The organism is Pseudoalteromonas sp. CnMc7-15 (assembly GCF_022347925.1).
Lineage (GTDB): Bacteria > Pseudomonadota > Gammaproteobacteria > Enterobacterales > Alteromonadaceae > Pseudoalteromonas > Pseudoalteromonas ruthenica.
The window spans coordinates 117,302-134,057 of record NZ_JAKRFT010000001.1; the positions used below are offsets into that span (position 1 = coordinate 117,302).

At 46.6% G+C, this 16,756-nt stretch carries 19 protein-coding genes, 2 tRNA genes and 1 pseudogene; 10 read left to right on the forward strand and 12 right to left on the reverse strand.

The features are described 5' to 3' along the window. Positions 1-231: 231 nt before the first annotated feature. Positions 232-1,296, reverse strand: coding sequence for a DUF3083 family protein (locus tag MHM95_RS00535; protein WP_022944015.1), 1,065 nt, complete (start codon positions 1,294-1,296; stop codon positions 232-234). Between the two features lie 84 nt (positions 1,297-1,380). After that, entirely contained in the window at positions 1,381-1,806 is a 426-nt protein-coding gene (locus MHM95_RS00540) for a CBS domain-containing protein (RefSeq protein ID WP_239383916.1), read from the reverse strand. A gap of 92 nt (positions 1,807-1,898) precedes the next feature. Here MHM95_RS00540 and MHM95_RS00545 point away from each other — a divergent pair, with 92 nt between their 5' ends. The 3 genes from MHM95_RS00545 to MHM95_RS00555 all read left to right on the forward strand — a co-directional run bounded on the left by MHM95_RS00545 (position 1,899) and on the right by MHM95_RS00555 (position 4,508). Beyond that, entirely contained in the window at positions 1,899-2,291 is a 393-nt protein-coding gene (locus MHM95_RS00545; protein WP_239383917.1) for a VOC family protein, read from the forward strand. An 85-nt stretch (positions 2,292-2,376) separates the two neighbouring features. Continuing rightward, on the forward strand, positions 2,377-4,053 hold the full coding sequence (gene glnS / locus MHM95_RS00550) for a glutamine--tRNA ligase (protein ID WP_022944012.1): 1,677 nt from the start codon (positions 2,377-2,379) through the stop codon (positions 4,051-4,053). A gap of 95 nt (positions 4,054-4,148) precedes the next feature. After that, on the forward strand, positions 4,149-4,508 hold the full coding sequence (locus MHM95_RS00555) for a VOC family protein (protein ID WP_022944011.1): 360 nt from the start codon (positions 4,149-4,151) through the stop codon (positions 4,506-4,508). Here MHM95_RS00555 and MHM95_RS00560 read toward each other — a convergent pair. From MHM95_RS00560 to MHM95_RS18760, 3 genes are all read right to left on the reverse strand, one after another. After that, positions 4,505-5,320 carry an MliC family protein gene (locus MHM95_RS00560; RefSeq protein ID WP_239383918.1) on the reverse strand — a complete coding sequence of 272 codons (816 nt, stop codon included), beginning with the start codon at positions 5,318-5,320 and terminating at the stop codon, positions 4,505-4,507. The two genes, MHM95_RS00555 and MHM95_RS00560, sit on opposite strands and share 4 nt — an antisense overlap. A 139-nt stretch (positions 5,321-5,459) precedes the next feature. After that, complete coding sequence (locus MHM95_RS18755; RefSeq protein WP_343224292.1) at positions 5,460-5,801, reverse strand: tyrosine-type recombinase/integrase; 342 nt, start codon at positions 5,799-5,801, stop codon at positions 5,460-5,462. Further along, on the reverse strand, positions 5,801-6,412 hold the full coding sequence (locus MHM95_RS18760; RefSeq protein WP_275441873.1) for a phage integrase N-terminal SAM-like domain-containing protein: 612 nt from the start codon (positions 6,410-6,412) through the stop codon (positions 5,801-5,803). The genes MHM95_RS18755 and MHM95_RS18760 overlap by 1 nt, the downstream gene beginning before the upstream one ends. Before the next feature lie 355 nt (positions 6,413-6,767). Between MHM95_RS18760 and MHM95_RS00570 the strand changes: the two genes are divergently transcribed. Together MHM95_RS00570 and MHM95_RS00575 are read left to right on the forward strand one after the other, a co-directional pair. After that, on the forward strand, positions 6,768-7,226 hold the full coding sequence (locus MHM95_RS00570) for a hypothetical protein (protein ID WP_239383919.1): 459 nt from the start codon (positions 6,768-6,770) through the stop codon (positions 7,224-7,226). A gap of 92 nt (positions 7,227-7,318) precedes the next feature. Continuing rightward, the gene (locus MHM95_RS00575) at positions 7,319-7,912 is read left to right on the forward strand and encodes a hypothetical protein (protein WP_239383920.1); all 594 of its coding nucleotides are present in this window, start codon (positions 7,319-7,321) and stop codon (positions 7,910-7,912) included. A gap of 37 nt (positions 7,913-7,949) precedes the next feature. Here MHM95_RS00575 and MHM95_RS00580 read toward each other — a convergent pair. Beyond that, positions 7,950-8,210: pseudogene (locus MHM95_RS00580) on the reverse strand (transposase); the annotation flags it as partial. 206 nt (positions 8,211-8,416) lie between these two features. Here MHM95_RS00580 and MHM95_RS00585 point away from each other — a divergent pair. The 4 genes from MHM95_RS00585 to MHM95_RS00600 all read left to right on the forward strand — a co-directional run bounded on the left by MHM95_RS00585 (position 8,417) and on the right by MHM95_RS00600 (position 12,015). After that, a complete protein-coding gene (locus MHM95_RS00585) occupies positions 8,417-8,623 on the forward strand; it encodes a hypothetical protein (protein ID WP_239383921.1) in 207 nt (68 codons plus the stop codon). Positions 8,624-8,866: 243 nt separating this feature from the next. After that, positions 8,867-9,274: a VOC family protein gene (locus MHM95_RS00590; protein ID WP_239383922.1), complete on the forward strand. Its 408-nt coding sequence runs from the start codon at positions 8,867-8,869 to the stop codon at positions 9,272-9,274. A gap of 171 nt (positions 9,275-9,445) precedes the next feature. Beyond that, entirely contained in the window at positions 9,446-11,473 is a 2,028-nt protein-coding gene (locus MHM95_RS00595) for a methyl-accepting chemotaxis protein (RefSeq protein WP_239383923.1), read from the forward strand. A gap of 50 nt (positions 11,474-11,523) precedes the next feature. After that, complete coding sequence (locus tag MHM95_RS00600; protein WP_239383924.1) at positions 11,524-12,015, forward strand: arsinothricin resistance N-acetyltransferase ArsN1 family B; 492 nt, start codon at positions 11,524-11,526, stop codon at positions 12,013-12,015. Positions 12,016-12,106: 91 nt separating this feature from the next. Here MHM95_RS00600 and MHM95_RS00605 read toward each other — a convergent pair. The 4 genes from MHM95_RS00605 to MHM95_RS00620 all read right to left on the reverse strand — a co-directional run bounded on the left by MHM95_RS00605 (position 12,107) and on the right by MHM95_RS00620 (position 14,754). Then, positions 12,107-12,183: transfer RNA gene (locus tag MHM95_RS00605), tRNA-Val, on the reverse strand. A gap of 29 nt (positions 12,184-12,212) precedes the next feature. After that, positions 12,213-12,289 (reverse strand) — tRNA-Val (locus tag MHM95_RS00610). Positions 12,290-12,404: 115 nt separating this feature from the next. Then, positions 12,405-13,427, reverse strand: a complete 1,023-nt coding sequence (locus MHM95_RS00615) for a DUF3080 family protein (RefSeq protein ID WP_239383925.1) — start codon at positions 13,425-13,427, stop codon at positions 12,405-12,407. After that, complete coding sequence (locus MHM95_RS00620; protein ID WP_235419075.1) at positions 13,402-14,754, reverse strand: MATE family efflux transporter; 1,353 nt, start codon at positions 14,752-14,754, stop codon at positions 13,402-13,404. The genes MHM95_RS00615 and MHM95_RS00620 overlap by 26 nt, the downstream gene beginning before the upstream one ends. A gap of 70 nt (positions 14,755-14,824) precedes the next feature. Here MHM95_RS00620 and MHM95_RS00625 point away from each other — a divergent pair, with 70 nt between their 5' ends. Continuing rightward, positions 14,825-15,454, forward strand: coding sequence for a riboflavin synthase (locus MHM95_RS00625; protein WP_022943992.1), 630 nt, complete (start codon positions 14,825-14,827; stop codon positions 15,452-15,454). Positions 15,455-15,465: 11 nt separating this feature from the next. Here the strand turns inward: MHM95_RS00625 and MHM95_RS00630 are convergent, their stop codons facing one another. Both MHM95_RS00630 and MHM95_RS00635 read right to left on the reverse strand, forming a co-directional pair. Continuing rightward, complete coding sequence (locus tag MHM95_RS00630) at positions 15,466-15,669, reverse strand: CPXCG motif-containing cysteine-rich protein (RefSeq protein WP_022943991.1); 204 nt, start codon at positions 15,667-15,669, stop codon at positions 15,466-15,468. A gap of 100 nt (positions 15,670-15,769) precedes the next feature. Then, positions 15,770-16,648, reverse strand: coding sequence for a fructosamine kinase family protein (locus MHM95_RS00635; RefSeq protein WP_239383926.1), 879 nt, complete (start codon positions 16,646-16,648; stop codon positions 15,770-15,772). Positions 16,649-16,756 lie beyond the last annotated feature (108 nt).

The following is a 16,756-nucleotide window of genomic DNA, read 5'->3' on the forward strand; positions in this document are numbered from 1 at the left end:
AACCTACCTTTAGCTGAACAATTTATTAAACCGACTAGAGCAGGAATATACATACATGAATGTATGTAAGCAAGGTAAACTATCTCGTTTACTTTTAAGGTGTTGATATGAAGAGTAAAAAAGTCTTTTTTGCGGAGCGGGATAACACGCTAAATTAGGCTGGTAAGGGGCTGAGCCAAGCAACAAAAAAGGCCGCTCAACAGCGGCCTTGTTAATGTTTTTATCGTGCAGTTATAGGCTGTAGCTCAGGTGCTGATAAAAGCGGGTGTTGATATCTTGGCGCTCTGGGTTCACCTGTAAGCTATTACACAGCGCCTTGATCACGCTCTCGACTTGATTCATAAAGCGGCCATAGCCCATATCATGATGATCCTCGACGCCCGCAACAATCACAAAGTCAATGCTCTGTACCAAGTTGGCGGCATCAAAGAGCACGTGACTTTGGGTTTCGCCTTTGCCGGGTTCAAAGCTGAGCTTTTCCAGTTCCTCATTGTGAGCGCTGGTGTCGATATCACGGTGGCGAATAAGCGGTGTGCGGCCATTGGCCACCATTGCGCGGCGCGGTAGGCGCTTGGCTTCACAGGCGCTGATAAACGCATCTTCAATATGGCTATAAAAGTTTCCGTAATCCGTGGCGCTGGCATCCAATAGCTGCGTTTTTAACTGCCGTGTGAGTGGCAAAGTAAAACGCGCATAAGTCAGGTCGCGATGGCTGGGTAAGGGGCAGCCACGGGCTTCATAGCGTGGTGCCAGTGCTCTAAGTTTATATCCGTAGCTCTCTTTATGCCCTTTGGCGCGGGCGAACAAATCATAGGTTAGGTGCTGATGGTCACGCACTTTCAACTTATTGGCATCGCCGGGAAGTTGCTCTTGCAGTGCGCTTAGCACTTTGGCAACGCGGCGGTGAAAATCGGCAGAATGAGCACGAATGTCTTCACCTGTAGCGAGGAATAGCAACCGTACTTTGCGTGCTCGGCTTTCGCAGCAGCCATGTAGCTGATGAGCCTCGTGATATCGCGGATTATAAAAAAACAGCTGCTGACGTTGAGTTTCTAGGCAATATGCCTCCTCATGAAAGCGCACAATGGGCAGCTTGTCGTTGACCAGCATGTGCACATTGTAGAGCTCGGCATCGTCACATAACGCGAACAGTTGTCGGGCAACGCGCTGATATGCGCTGCGATAATCGCTAAAGCAGGCGTAAAAATCATCATCCGGTTTAAACTCGGCGAGAATATACTGGTTGGCGCGAGCATTGGTCGGTATATAAACGCGATGTTGATTCTGTGAAGCCATGGTTATTCCTTGTTCCTAGGTTTGTTAAATTCGCCTCAAGTGTAGGGCAGATAAATGTCAGCGATGTTGCGCTAGATTAAACTTTTATGACTTTTTCAACAGCTCAACGCTTAGGCGCACAAAGTCTGAAGAGGTGAGTATGCCGAGCAGTTTTTGCTCCTCAACCACCGGCATACAGCCATGGCGATTATTGAGAAAAAATTCGGCGATATCACTTAAGGCATCACCGGGAGCCACGGTATCAAAATCTTGAAGCATGATATCGCCCACTTGCGTTTGCTTCTCTTTGCGCTCAAGTGCCGGTGCACCAAACACTGAAATAATGCGCATCACCTGGGCAATCATCAGTTTTTGCGTCAGCATGCCAATAAGTGTGCCGTGTTCATCGGTGACGGGAATATGGCGAATATTGTGCTCACGCATTAATGCATGGGCATCATGCAACGAGGCATCAGCGGTTATGGTCAGCGGCGCTGGGGTCATTAAATCTGCAGCAGTATGCAATTGCATCACGGCTCCTTTAGCGTTGTAATGAGTGTCTCTGTAGCATAGCTTAGCGTGACGCACAGTGATTAGATCCTAATCAATAAAAGGAGCATTCAATGCAATTACACGGGTTAGACCATGTTGTGCTGCGCACCGATGATGTACCTCGCGTGTGCGCATTTTACGAGGAAGTACTTGGCGCTCAGTTAGAGCGCGTAATGGAGCAAGAAGGGTTGTATCAGTTGCGTGCCGGCCAGGCCCTGATTGATATTCTTAGCACCCAGGGCAGCTTAGATAGCAAGCAACCGGTGCAGGTGCGCACCTCGCCACTGGCGCATTTTTGCTTGCAAATCACCGCCGCAAGCGAACAGGCGGTGATCCGCACCTTAAAAGCCAAAGGCGTAAACCAGTCTTTGCAGTTCGCTGAGCGCTACGGGGCCACTGGTTTTGGTCGTTCTTTATACATTCTTGACCCAGACGGCAACACCGTTGAATTAAAGCTGGTGTGACCTTACTAAAAGCTGTAAGTTAAGCGCAGTATTTGTCATAATGCGTGGGTTATAAGTCACGCAGAATTCAGAGGAAAGTATCCCAATGGCGGAGATTGAGAATCGCCCAACGAACTTTATTCGTAACATCATTGACGCAGATTTAGCCTCAGGCAAACATCAGCAAACGCACACGCGTTTTCCACCCGAGCCAAATGGCTTTTTGCACATTGGCCACGCTAAGTCTATTTGCCTGAATTTTGGCATTGCACAAGACTACAACGGGCTGTGTAATTTGCGTTTTGATGATACCAACCCAGAAAAAGAAGACATCAACTATGTGAACTCAATAAAAGAAGACGTGAACTGGTTGGGTTTTCAGTGGAGCGGTGAGATTCAATACTCTTCTAACTACTTTGACAAGTTGTATCAGTACGCTGTTGAGCTTATTGAAAAAGGCCTCGCTTATGTGTGTTTCTTAACACCAGAGCAAGCTCGCGAGTACCGTGGCACGTTAAAAGAGCCGGGTAAAAATAGCCCTTATCGCGATACACCTGTGGCGGAGAACTTGGCGTTATTCGAAAAAATGAAAAACGGCGAGTTCAAAGAGGGCGAGTGTGTACTGCGAGCCAAAATCGATATGGCCAGTTCCTTTATGGTGCTGCGCGACCCGATTATTTATCGCATTCGTTTTGCCCACCACCACCAAACAGGTGACAAGTGGTGCATTTACCCAATGTATGACTTTACCCATTGTATTAGTGATGCGCTTGAAGGCATTACCCACTCATTGTGTACCTTGGAGTTCCAAGACAACCGCCGTTTATACGACTGGGTGTTAGATAATATCAGCCTAGAGTGCCACCCACAGCAAATCGAGTTTTCACGACTGAACCTTGAGTACACCATTATGAGTAAGCGTAAGCTTAATCAGTTGGTGGTCGATGGTCATGTTGATGGTTGGGACGACCCGCGTATGCCAACGATTGCCGGGCTACGCCGACGCGGTTATACCCCAGGCTCTATCCGTGAATTCTGTAAGCGCATTGGTGTAACCAAGCAAGATAACCTAGTAGAAATGGGTATGCTTGAAGCCTGTATTCGCGACGATTTAAATGAAAACGCGCCACGTGCCATGGCGGTATTAGACCCGGTGCGCGTCGTGATCGAAAACTACCCACAAGAGCAAGTGGAAATGCTCGATGCGCCAAATCATCCGAACAAAGAAGAAATGGGTTCGCGTCAGTTGCCATTTACCCGCGAGGTATTCATTGAGCGCGAAGACTTCCGTGTTGAAGCGAATAAGAAGTTTAAGCGCTTAGTGCTAGGCAAAGAAGTGCGTTTACGTAATGCTTATGTGATTAAAGCAGAGCGCATTGACGAAGACGAGCAAGGCAATATCACCACTATTTATTGCTCTTATGACCCGGAAACATTAGGCAAAAACCCAGCCGATGGCCGCAAGGTTAAAGGGGTTATTCACTGGGTGAGTGCCAGCCATTGTATTGAAGCCGAAGTGCGCCAGTACGACCGCCTATTCAATGTGCCTAACCCAGGTGCGGCAGAGGACATTACCGATGCCCTTAACCCAGAGTCATTAAAAGTGGTTAAAAACGCCAAATTAGAGCCTAGCCTAAGCGAAGCCGCTGCCCTGAAAGGGTATCAGTTTGAGCGCACGGGGTATTTCTGCCGTGACGATCACTTTGAACACTTGGTGTTTAACCAAACCGTAGGGCTACGTGATTCTTGGGCTAAGATTGAGCAACAAGATAAAGGCCAATAGGGCCTTAATGCGGTAATACGCAACCCAGTAGAACCAATAAAAAAGGTGCGCTATGCTTAGCGCACCTTTTTTTTGTTTTATAGCAGGCGACAAGGATGAAAAATAATCACGAAATGCTGAACTATGTGGAATACCCTGCGCGTGACCTCGAGGCCACAAAAGCATTCTTTACCCAAGTTTTTGCATGGCAATTTACTGACTACGGCCCAGATTACACAGCCTTTAGCGGAGCAGGGCTCGATGGCGGCTTTTATCGTAGCGACTTAAATGCTCAGACTAGTAAAGGCAGTGCATTATTGGTTTTTTATTCCAGCGATATTGCGCAAACCCAAGCTAAGATAGAGCAAGCGGGAGGCGAGATCTCCACGGCGTTATTCGACTTTCCAGGCGGGCGACGGTTTCACTTTGTGGAGCCCAGTGGTAATGAGTTTGCGGTGTGGTCGGAGCCTGCTTAGCGTAAAGTGCACTGTTGCATGGGCGTGTTGTACTGCCATTGCACAAAGGCACTATCGCCTTTTTGCCAAAAAACCTGATTGCGGCCTTGGTATTTAGCGCCACTGGCGGCAATCACACGCTGCATCAGCCATTGTTGCTCACCTTCGCTCAGGGCAATAAATTGTGGCGTGGTATCATAAAAATCAACACTCACCTGTTTGCCCTCGCAATCATACTGAAGGCGATCCACAGCCGTGGTGAGTTGATACTGCACTTGCAGTGAGGCATTGCGATGCTGATAGGCATCAATAATGCATTGTTTTACGTTATCTGCTTGCCAACATGCATCGCGGCCTTTTATCCAACCACGTTGCATGGCCCGTAACGTGCTTTTATGTTTATCACTATCGGATTGTGCCAGTGCTTTTTCGAAGGTGTCGGCCAATTGCGCATCTAACTCACTCAGCCTTGGCGACTGGCATACTTGGCGGGCGATATCACTTTGTGCTTGCTCACAGTTAAAGCTGGCTGAGGTGTTCGCTTGGCTTGCCACCCACTGGCACCACTTCGGCGTTAACAGTGTTGGCTTATCTGCATGGTTATTGATATCTAAACGATACTCTACACTGTTTGCCCATTCCGTACTGCCAATATCCGGGCCGTGTCCGCTGCCATCGCTAGTACTGGCTAGCTGCTCAATTGCATTGAGATTAGCTTGGGTACATTGGGTCGATGTGGGAATGTCTGCTGGTGGAGATTCACCGCTTGGTGCGGTAGCAACATGACAGGCGGCAAGAGTCAGAACGGCAGTAACAATGGCTAAACGCTTCATAATTAACAATAGCGAGAGTAAAAACGTGATTATAGAAAAAGGGTATTAATAGAGGGTGAATAGCGCCTATGCTGTTGTTAATTAAGCCTAGTCATATGCAGTTAAAAAACGCATGTGTATGAGTTTGTAAACTCGCACCTTATAGATCGATAGGACTTATCGTGTGGTTGAACCGAGTGCCTAAAACATGAGTGTATATTTCAGTGGTTCTTAAGTCGCTATGACCAAGCAGCTCTTGGACAGTCCTGGTATCGGATCCATTTTGCAATAATTGCGTTGCAAATGAGTGACGAAATGTATGGGCTTTTACTCTTTTGGTTATATTGGCAGCCAACACCGCTTTTCTCAATTGCTTTCTAAATGCCGACTCATGAAGATGATGTCGGCATATGTAACCATCGTATGGATGCTCGCACTTCGTTGTAGAGGGAAACAGGTATTGCCAAGAAAAATCTTTGACCGCGTTAGCATATTTTCGAATTAAAGATGGGGGGAGGTTAGACCATAACCTTGCGCTAGATCCCTTTCATGCATAATTTTGACAGTGTCAATTTGCTTCCTTAGCGAAGGGGTTAGAGATTTCGGTAATAGTGAGTAGCGGTCCTTTCTACCCTTGCCTCTAAAAATGTACACCGTATGATTTTCTAAATTAAGATCTTTAACTCGTAAACTGAGTGCCTCATTAATTCTCAAACCACACCCATACAATAAAGAAGCAATAAGCCTATGAATGCCTGTCATATGCGAAATAATAGCTTTCGCCTCCTGGTGTGTTAACACGGTTGGGACGGACTTTTCCCGCTTGGTAAATGAATAATTTAAACCGTTAATGTCTTTCTTTATGATGTATTTATAAAGAAAAATAATAGCGCATAGTGCCTGATTTTGGGTTGCTGCACTTACTTGGCGATTGATAGCGAGGTGACTAAGGAACCTTTCTATCTCTAAGCGACCCATCTCAGCGGGATGCTGTTTATCATTAAAAAGTATAAAACCCTTTATCCACATTAAGTAGACTTTTTCGGTTCGTAAGCTGTAGCGTCTTGTTCTTAACTCAGCCCTTACAGATTCTAAAAATGGAGACGAAGACATGACAATATCACAATAAGCTGTATATATGTACAGTTATAGATGGTATACATCAAAGAAGCAAAAACAAGGCACGTTATGTAAAGTAATATCAGGCACGAATAAGTCAATGCTCCCTGTAACTTATTGAAATTATGCCATTTTTTGTTTGCATAACGAGCCAAATCCGGCACGATTATCTCATTGCGCGTTTTCAACCATACAACTGCGTATCGACATGGCGACACTCAGCTGCTAACTTGATGACTTTATTAACAATAAATGAACGTTAGCGTGGTTCAGTAGCCAAAGGTTATTTGGTTTAACCCGAAATGCACGCTAATAAGCTGTTAGGCATCAGAAAAAGAGAGTGCATCATATGTGGCAACAAATACTTGATTTACCAGTGATAGTTCAAGGCGCGCTTGGCTCAGGTCTGTTTTGGCTTGCTTTTGAGATCGGTAGGAGAGTTATTAATATTACGGTTGATCTCATTGGAAAGATAAATAAGAACACCCATAGAGAGTTGCTAACATATGAAGCTCTCTATCACTCTCGCTGCATGCATGAGCGAGGCACCTCTGAAGATATTGCTGAGCATGTTATGTCCATTTTCGCCGCGTTAAGACGTTTCTTAGTAGCAATGATTTATGTTTGCTTAGGTTTGGCCTCTGCGGCATGGATAGGGGAGCTAGCAATAATTGCGTATCTAATTTCCGTATTTAACTTGTTCCTAGCGTTGCGAGCATTGAAAATTGTGTGGGGCTCTGGAATGACTAGGGAAGAACACATGAAGAACTATGTAGCATTAATGGAGTCTGTTAGACAAAATGCCTAACAAGCACATTAAATACGCCCCCTATCGGTCGCCGGACACGCAAAAACCGCGCGCCGTTTATGTGAGCGTTAGGCTTTTGAGAGCGAGATAATATGGACGTGTATACATTTATTAGCAAAGTGTTTGAAGCAATCGCTTGGCCATTAGTAATTTTGGTTTTGGGGTTAGTATTCAGGAAATCGCTGATTGAACTACTGCCTAGTATGCGAAAGTTGAAAGCTGGGCCTGTAGAAGCGGAATTTGATCTAGAAGCAAGTCGTTTATTAGATGCTTCCAAGGATGTTGTTGCTCATGAGACTTCTTCTTCTCAATCAGACTTAGAAGCTACTGAAACTGCGTTAGCGCAGATATACAGTGCTAGAAAAGATCCTGTAAAAATGGTTATCGAAGGCTGGGCTAACGTTGACGGCGCTCTATTCAGGTTTGGTAAAGATGCGGGGATTTTGATCGATCCTATGGATAGTTCAAATAATGTCTATACAAGGGTTATTTCTACCGATCTACTGCATAGAGATACAAAAGAATTAGTAATTGAAATATACGAAATGCGTAACAGGGTTGTGCAAGCTAATATTAAGCCTTCAGTGAATGCCGCTAAAGACTACCTACTTGCAGTAGAACAAGTTGTAAAACTTATTGAAAAGCAAAGAGAAAGTGTGGAGAAGGTAGCAAATGTAAGCTGGTAACAAGCCTAACAAGAGACTATGGCGTCAATAGCTCTTTTTAAGCTTTTGGCGCTTCCCACATTACCCCATCTCTGAGCATCGAATTTAAGATCACCACCATTTTTCTGACACACGCAATAATGGCCACTTATTTCGGTTTCCCGGCTGCAATCAGGCGCTGATATGTGGTTTTAAACACCGGATTACACTGCATCGCAGACATCATTGCCATGTACAGCACAGTCCTCACCTGGGGTCTGCCGCCCAGGATGGTTCTGAGGCCCTTATAGCGACCGCTTTCCCGATTCATGGGCAAGAGAGCTCGGTATATCAATAAGCCCGACATTTTCGACGCTGGCATAACACCTCATTGATTAGTGGTTGGCACTCTGAGTCATTGTAGGTCCAGATAAAGTTTGGTGTTTACAGCGCAATGTTTTAATATAGGAACAGAACTGTCCATCTCTAGCCCGGCGCTACAGGGCCTGTTGGCTAGGGTAATCATTATAAATATAAGGGAATTATATGAGCATCGGTGGTGATGTATTGGTTTATGTTCTTCTGTTAACAGCGATTGCACCTGCCATTTTGGCCATTAGGTTAGCAGCAAAGCAAAATCGTTCGCGGTTAACCAGTGCCGTGGTTACTTTTGTTTTAGGGTTTACTTGGGTTGGCGGCTGGATATACCTTGCCATTATGAATTTAATGCAACCAAAAGCACCTACGCAGTAGTATTCATATCCCAAGTGCGACGGCTAATCCTAGATGCGCTCCACTTAGCTAACCCGTTTAATCAGGGAATGATAAAGCCCAAATTAGGGCGGTTGGTTTTTCTCACCTACTTGCGCAGTAAACGAAAATAAAGTGCTTGGCTTAATCAGCCCTGTTGTGTTCGTCAGCGGGTTGGCCGTTACGCAACAAGGCTTAGGCTTGCAAATAAGGTGCCCAGTATCATCGGATAGAACGGAGGCAGAGATGAAATCCATTTTAACTTCACTGATGTTCGTTGGCGATCAGGCGGGCAAGTGCGAGGAGGCGATTAAGTTCTATACCTCGTTGTTCCCCGATGCTGAGATCATCGATATTCAGTATTACACAGCCGACGAGCATGAACCCGAGGGGAGTGTGAAAAGGGCAAAGTTTCATATCAATGGCAGAGAGTTTATGGCCCTCGACAGCCACCTTAACCACTCATTTAGTTTTACCCCAGCCATCTCATTGTACATAGAGTGCCAATCATTGAGCGAAATAGAGAGCCTCTTTCGCACCTTAGCCGAGGGCGGCACAGAGCTAATGCCTTTGGATAACTACGCCTTTAGCCATAGGTTTGGTTGGCTCAATGACAGGTATGGTGTGTCGTGGCAGCTTAATTTATCACAGTAGGTGTACAATCCTAGCCTTGGCAAAGGCAGGGGGCTAAACGGTGCGGTGGTAGCACTATTAGGGTTGGTCAAATATTGTGCGGTTATTCACTTTTTGGTCATGATAACGTAGTCAAGGGCGTAAGGATGTGTTTTTATAGAAGCTTAGCTTAACAAAATAATAATTATTCTTATGTTAAACAACCTCTCCTTACGACAGAAGATTTTATTGCTGATCGGTGGCACCTTGAGCGTTTTAATGGTTGCCGTGGCCGTGTTCTTCATTAACCATATCGCGTCTTTATCTCGAAATAGTGTTGAGCGCGAAGTACAAAATTACTTAGATGCTGAGCGTTTGTCGATGCAGTCGTTTTTTGCGCAATACGGCAAAGTAGTTGAAACCTATGTGACCAGCCCGCATATGGTCGACTTTTTCGATAACTACCGTGAGCGCGGTGTGGCGTTATCCTCTTTACCTGATTATCCACTACTGAACGATAATTTTATCCGTATTAGCGGCCGCGACAGTAATATTTTGTCTGCGTTTTTTGCCTCGGCTCACACCGGTGAATACTTCAAAGAAAATGAGCGTACCTCAGCGTATGGCGATGGTCGCCCTTACTATGCGTATAAGCGACCCTGGTGGCAAGATGCGCTGAATAAAGGCCAGCTTTATGTTGGCGCTATCTCTGTCGACATCAACACGGGAGACGCATCCGCTGTAGTGCAGCAGCCGGTTTACAATGACGCCAAAGAGCTGGTCGGTGTCGGTGGGGTTGACCTACAAATTAATGCTATCCGCGATATTGTTGAAGACATTACCTTTCAAGGTGAGGGCTTTGGCTTTTTGCTCGACAGTGATTTAAATGTGGTGCATTTATCGCAGCGTACCGGGCATTCATTGTCGATAACAGATACCGGTGAAGGTAAAGATAATTTGAGTGCTCTTGAGCAACAATTCAAGCAAACTCAAGGGTTTGATACGCTTAATAGCGCGATAGCCAACAACGACAGTGGCATTGTTAAAGTCACCCTTAAAGGCCAAGAATTTTATGCTTTATTCAATAGCCTAAAGCTCGATAAGCCGGTGATCGATTGGCACTTAGGAGTGCTTATTCCAGTGAGCTTAATTGAAGAGCCCGTTAATGATGCGGTGATGTCGGCGTCCATCGCCGTGGTGGTGATTCTTGCCATTATTGTAGCGATGATTTTCTGGGTGACTCATTTAGTTGCCAAGCCTATCACCACCTTAACCCATATTATGCGTGATATTGCCTCCGGTGAGGGCGACTTAACGCGGCGTATTGATATCTCGAGTAAAGATGAGGTGGGCCAGCTTGCCCATCACATGAACACCTTTATCGATAAGCTGCGGGCGATGATGCTGAACACTGCTGCGCAGGCAGAGCAGTTAAGTGCCGCCGCTAGCCAGTTGCAACAAGTCTCTGGACAAACCAACAGTGAAATCCAAAAAGAGAAGCAACAAGTCGACAGTGTCAGCGCGGCGGTGACCGAGATGGCCACCACGGTCAATGAAATTTCTCGTAACGCCAATCAAACTAATGATGCCGCTGCATCGGTGCAACAGGTTAGTGAGCAAGGACGTTCGCAATCAAATCAGTCGCAGCAGGTGATGCATGAGCTAGCCGAACACATTGGCGAGGCCGCACAAGTGGTTACTGGCTTGGCGCAAGAAACCAATAATATTGGCGCGGTGATCGATGTGATTAACGGCATTGCCGAGCAGACGAACTTACTGGCACTGAATGCTGCAATTGAAGCCGCACGAGCTGGCGAGCAAGGGCGCGGTTTCGCCGTGGTTGCCGATGAGGTGCGATCGCTTGCGAGTCGCACACAAGAGTCGACCGACGATATTCGCACTATGATTGATAAACTGCAAAGCATTGCTGATAAGGCCTCAAATATGATGGCGCAGGGCCAAGAGCGGGCTCAGGGCTCGGTCACACAAACCCAAGCCGTGTTGCAGTCATTAGAGCAAATAGGGGAGTCGGTGGCGCATGTGCTTGATCAGAGTCACCAAATAGCCACCAGCACTGAAGAGCAAAGTATTGTTGCTGAGGATATCAACACCAGTTTGAGTGCTATTAACGACCTGGTTAATAATACCGCACACCATGCCGACACCTTAGCGAATGAGGCGAGAGACTTAAACGCCTTAGCGAGCTCTTTAAATGCCACAGTGAATCAGTTTAAGCTGTAAGCCTACTTTTATGGGAGCCTTCGGGCTCCTTTACTTCTTTCGAGGTACTTTTGTTACGACACGCCACGCCTGAAGATGCTAAGGCCATCGCCGAGCTATATAACTATTATATTCGCCACACCACCTTTACTTTTGAAGAGTCGCTTGTCGATACCCAGCTTATGAGTCAGCGGATCGCAAGCATTAAAGCGGTGAACTTACCCTGGCTGGTATATGTACAAGACGGTGAACTCAAAGGGTACGCCTATGCGAGTAAATGGAAAGAGCGCAGCGCCTATCGTTTTGCTGTCGAGACGAGCGTGTATGTGGCGCATCAACATCAGGGCCAAGGAATAGGGCGCCAGCTCTATAGCGCATTACTCGAGACACTCACCGCGCAGGGTGTGCATATCGCTATCGGTGGCATTACGTTACCTAACCCCCCGAGTATTGCTTTGCATCAGGCGTTAGGCATGCACAAGGTCGCGCATTTTGAAAAAGTGGGGTACAAATTTGAGCAATGGCTGGACGTTGGCTATTGGCAAATTCACCTAAAGGAATAAGCTCTATTCGAGTTACTCTGTATAGGCATTGGAATGTACAAGATCAGAAATAAATTTTTCTGAATTTATTAACAAAGGCTGGAAAATAAATTGGTACGACCGAGTGGATTCGAACCACCGACCCCTACCATGTCAAGGTAGTGCTCTAACCAACTGAGCTACGGTCGTACAGAATACGAGATGTCTTTTTTGAGAATTGGTACGACCGAGTGGATTCGAACCACCGACCCCTACCATGTCAAGGTAGTGCTCTAACCAACTGAGCTACGGTCGTACGATTTTTGTTATCAAGGCAAAACGTTACGGCGTTGACAACGCGGTGTAATATATAGCGAGAAACGAAGCTAATCAAGCAACTTTCAAGGAATTATTGTTTGTTTGCTGTTATTTTACTCACCTGGTGTTAAATCGCAGTGTTTGTAAAACGCTTGCCACCAGGTTACATGGCGGCGGCTCGATGTTTTAAGCTCTGCAAGCAAGCTCGGCTCGCCATGAGTGCCTAGCAACTGTGCCTTGATATGGCTATCGTCTGGCTGAAATTGCAGTATGCGGGTAAAAATGGGCTGTAATTGCTGTAACCTGCCGGCGAGGTGGCTTTGAAAGCCTTGCAGTTGGCCAATGTAGAACTTGTTAAAGATATTATGCACTATCATGCTATTACGGTTGTTTTTATGGGCAGCGCAAATATCCCCAGGTAACTTGATGCGCTCAAGCTCGGCGTTCAGGGCATTGTTTAGGGCAATTTGCTCGCGCGTTGCGCGCAGTAACTTGGCTATATAATCACTGCGGTTTAGCTGCTCAAGCGCTTGCGTCAGTTGCGCGGTATCAATATCTTCAACATTGTGCTGGGCAAGGTTATCGGCAATATTGGCAAGTTGGGTCAGCGCACTTTGGCTATTTACGCGACCCGCTTGTTCGTCAAAATCGAGCGCGTTGCGCGAAAAGGTAAAGAGGTATTTAAGCTCTTTTTCTTGGGCCAGCAAGTTATTAAAAGCTTGACTCAGAGTGCGTGTTTTAAATTGTTTTTCCTGCTCAAGAGCAGCGATAAGCGATGGACTTAATGTCTCGCTATCGGGGTGATTTAGGCAGGCGTCCACTTGTTGTAAAAAACGCAGGTGATACTTAAAGCGTTCACTGGCCGTAGCAACTTTACCTAGTTGATTGTTACGCCCGGCAATGTCAGTGGCAAGCTGACAATGGCCCAGTTGACCAAGCTCCAAAATGCCCATGCGCACGCCGCTGTCCAGAGGCTCTGCGCTAAACTCGGGCCAGCGTTCAACGGCTAGGGTATGTGCTTCATTAATAGGTAAAAATTTAGCGAGCCGCGCACGATATTCTTCGTGGATCTGCTCGGGCCCCTCGGCGCAGCCAGCGAGCACAACCAAACTAAAAATTAAAAGGAGCCTGAGCAAGTCGCCTCCTGAGAGTCCAAATAAGCAGTACCGCAGCGCAAGATAAGCCGACAATGATCCCTAACCAGAACCCTTGCGGTCCCATCGCTGGCACGATGTAATCAGTACGACCTAGTACGTAGCCTAGAGCAAAGCCGATCAGCCAGTAAGAGATGAAGGTAATGTATGAAATTGGGCTGGTATGCTTGATCCCTCTGAGCATACCGCTGCTAACCACTTGCAGTGCATCCGGTAGTTGATAAAAACAAGCGAGCACCATAATGCTTGCGGCAAGTGCTATTACCTCGGGGTTATCACTGTATATGGCGCTGATATCAAAACGCAGCAGATAAGTGACTAAGGCAACCAATGCCGCGATGGCGATGGACAACACAAAACTTGTACTCATGCAGCGTTTAAGTGCAACAAAGTCCTGCTGTCCGTATAGGTTGCCAAAGCGAATGGCCACTGCCATCGATAGGCTCATTGGCAGCATAAACAACAAGGTAGTGACCGAAGCGGCGACCTGGTGACCGGCGACGGCGATAGCCCCCAGCGAGGCAATAAATAAAGGAATACAAGCAAATAACGTCACCTCGAAAAAGGTCGCTAATGACAGCGGCACGCCGAGTTTAAACATCGCCCAAATAGCTCTGCCGTCAGGCTTGGCAAAATGACGAAACAAACCCGGTCCATCGATGCGTTTACTTATTAAACTATAAATAAACTGAGCACTGCCCATGGCCGCAAAGACGAGGGCCGTTGCGACACCACAGCCAGCACCTCCGAGCGCAGGTGCGCCGAAGTGGCCGTGTATAAATATATAATTGGCGGGAATATTCACCAGCAAACCGATAATTGAAATATAAAATGCAGGCGCGGTGTAGGCCTTCCCCTCAGCCACGTTGCGAAACAGCGAGTAAACAAAGAACCCAGGCAGGCCCCATTGGATATAGTCGATATAATCTTGAGCCAGTACTTTTACGCTGGCTTGAGTATCGAGTTGTGCAATGAGCACGGGCGCCAATTGCGCAATCGCGACGCCGGCTAAACAGAGCAGCACGGCTAAGTAACAGCCTTGCTGAAAATGGTTACGAATTGCCGGCTCGTCATTTGCCCCAAAGCTATGAGCAACTAACGAAGTGAGTGCCAATAAGACGCCTAACAGTGCCAGTACCATGGGGTTCCACAATCCGGTCGCAATTGAAAGAGCGGCTAGGTCAACGGCACTTACTTGGCCAGCCATAATGGTGTCGACGACCGACATTAATACCAACGTAACTTGTGCAAAAAACACCGGTGCGGCCAAACGCAACAAACGCCCAGCCTCCCAAGTACAAAACTTCATAAGAGAGAAAACATCAGATAAGATAAAAGGTAAGTGTATCCTGTGTGTGATATGAAAAAAAGGAATAGCGATGTTTACCGGAATAGTGCAGTGCCAAGCTCATGTCGTTGCTGCAAAGCTCGAAGACGCGGTTCTGCGGTTAGTACTTTCTGTGAATAAAAATTACTTACAACACCTAGACTTAGGGGCCAGCATTGCCATCAATGGTTGTTGTCTTACCGTTGTTAAAGTAGAAAGCCCCGCCGGTGATGTTGTCGGCCAAGTGCATTTCGATGTAATTGATGAAACTTTGGCTCTCACCAACTTAGGCCAGTTGCGACCAGGCCACGCAGTTAATTTTGAGCGGTCAGTCACCTTTGGCACTGAGTTAGGCGGGCATATTGTCTCTGGGCACATTCACACCACCAGTGAAGTACTTGAGCGTATAGACAGTGAAGATAACTGCCGCTTGCATTTATCCTTGGATGAGAAGTGGCGCGACTATGTCTTATATAAAGGGTTTGTGTGCGTTAATGGCGCAAGCCTTACCGTGGGCGAGCTCAGTGAACAGGGCTTTTGGCTGCATCTTATTCCTGAAACCCTAAGCATTACCAATATTGGCGAGGCAGTCACTGGCAGTGTCTTCAATATTGAGGTAGACCAGCAGACCTACACCATAGTCAATACGGTGCAGCGTTACCTACAACAACACAAACCCTAACAATGCGCAGGTTAAAAAATTTGCTCATCGTCTGCGTCGACCCTTAACTGTACTTTGTTTAAGGCGTAGTCGATGTGCATATTAAGGTGAATAGGGTTACAGCACGCTGAGCAATCCTCGTAGTAGTCTTGATCCCCTGAAGATGTATCGACATCAACAAAAATATGATTGCCGCAATGGGGACAGCGAATGCGCTGTAGGCTGTAGTCTTTCATAGCCGCCTCGTATGACAGTCTGATGACATACTTTGAGTATAGTGCGTTTTTGCTACGAATTCCGACTAATTTGACGCAGTGAAAAGGCGCAATTGTGCTATTAATCGCCATTGTTTTGTTGATGAATTATGGTTTCGATACTGTCACGCGCCTGCGTCAAATAATGACCGGCAAAGATATTGGCATGATTGAGCAGGTGATAGAGGTTGTATATTCCCTCGCGGGAGCGATGATCGTGCGCCAGCGGGTAGTGTGCGTTATACGCGGTATAAAAGGCGTCTGGGAAAGGGCCAAATAACCGTGTCATGGCAATATCCGCTTCTCTATCACCGTAATAACAGGCTGGGTCGTATAGACATGGGACGGAGTTAACAAAGCCGACATTACCGCGCCAGAGATCCCCATGTAATAATGACGGTTGCACGTTGTGGCTGTGCAAGCGCGCTTTAACACAATCCACTAACGTATCGATATCACAAAAGTGAAACCCCTTTTCCGCCAGTAACTGCATTTGCCAGCCGATACGTTCTTCACTAAAGAATACATCCCATTTTTTGTGCCATCGATTGGGTTGCGCAGTAACGCCAATGAAATTGTCTTGTTCATTGCCAAACATGGCCTGTTCGTGCTTTTGATGCATCATCGCCAGATATTCACCCATTTTTGCCCAGTTGGGAGGGGTAGGGTCACTAAAATCGAGCCACTCTATAATATTAAAAGCAAACTCCAGTGTGGTGTCTGTGGCTAAGCAGTCCGGCACCAAAAACAACGACTCTTGTGTTAATAGCGACAAGCTTTGCGCTTCGCACTCAAGACGCTCCAGCGCACTGAGCGGGGCAACTTTAACAAAAAATGTATGTTGCCCATCGCTGATACGAAATAGCATATCGGCCGAGGAATTACTTAATTGCTGTTTTTGCGTGATTTCGAAAGGAGTAGCTAAGGTATCACTAATTACTTGGGCGACGGCGTTCCACATGGCAAGTTAGCAAATTTAGAGTGCGGTGATATGAGTATGGCAAAGTTGTTGATTGATGCAAAAATTTTCCGCAAAGTCTAATCCCACGTTAAAATAGTGTGCAGCGAT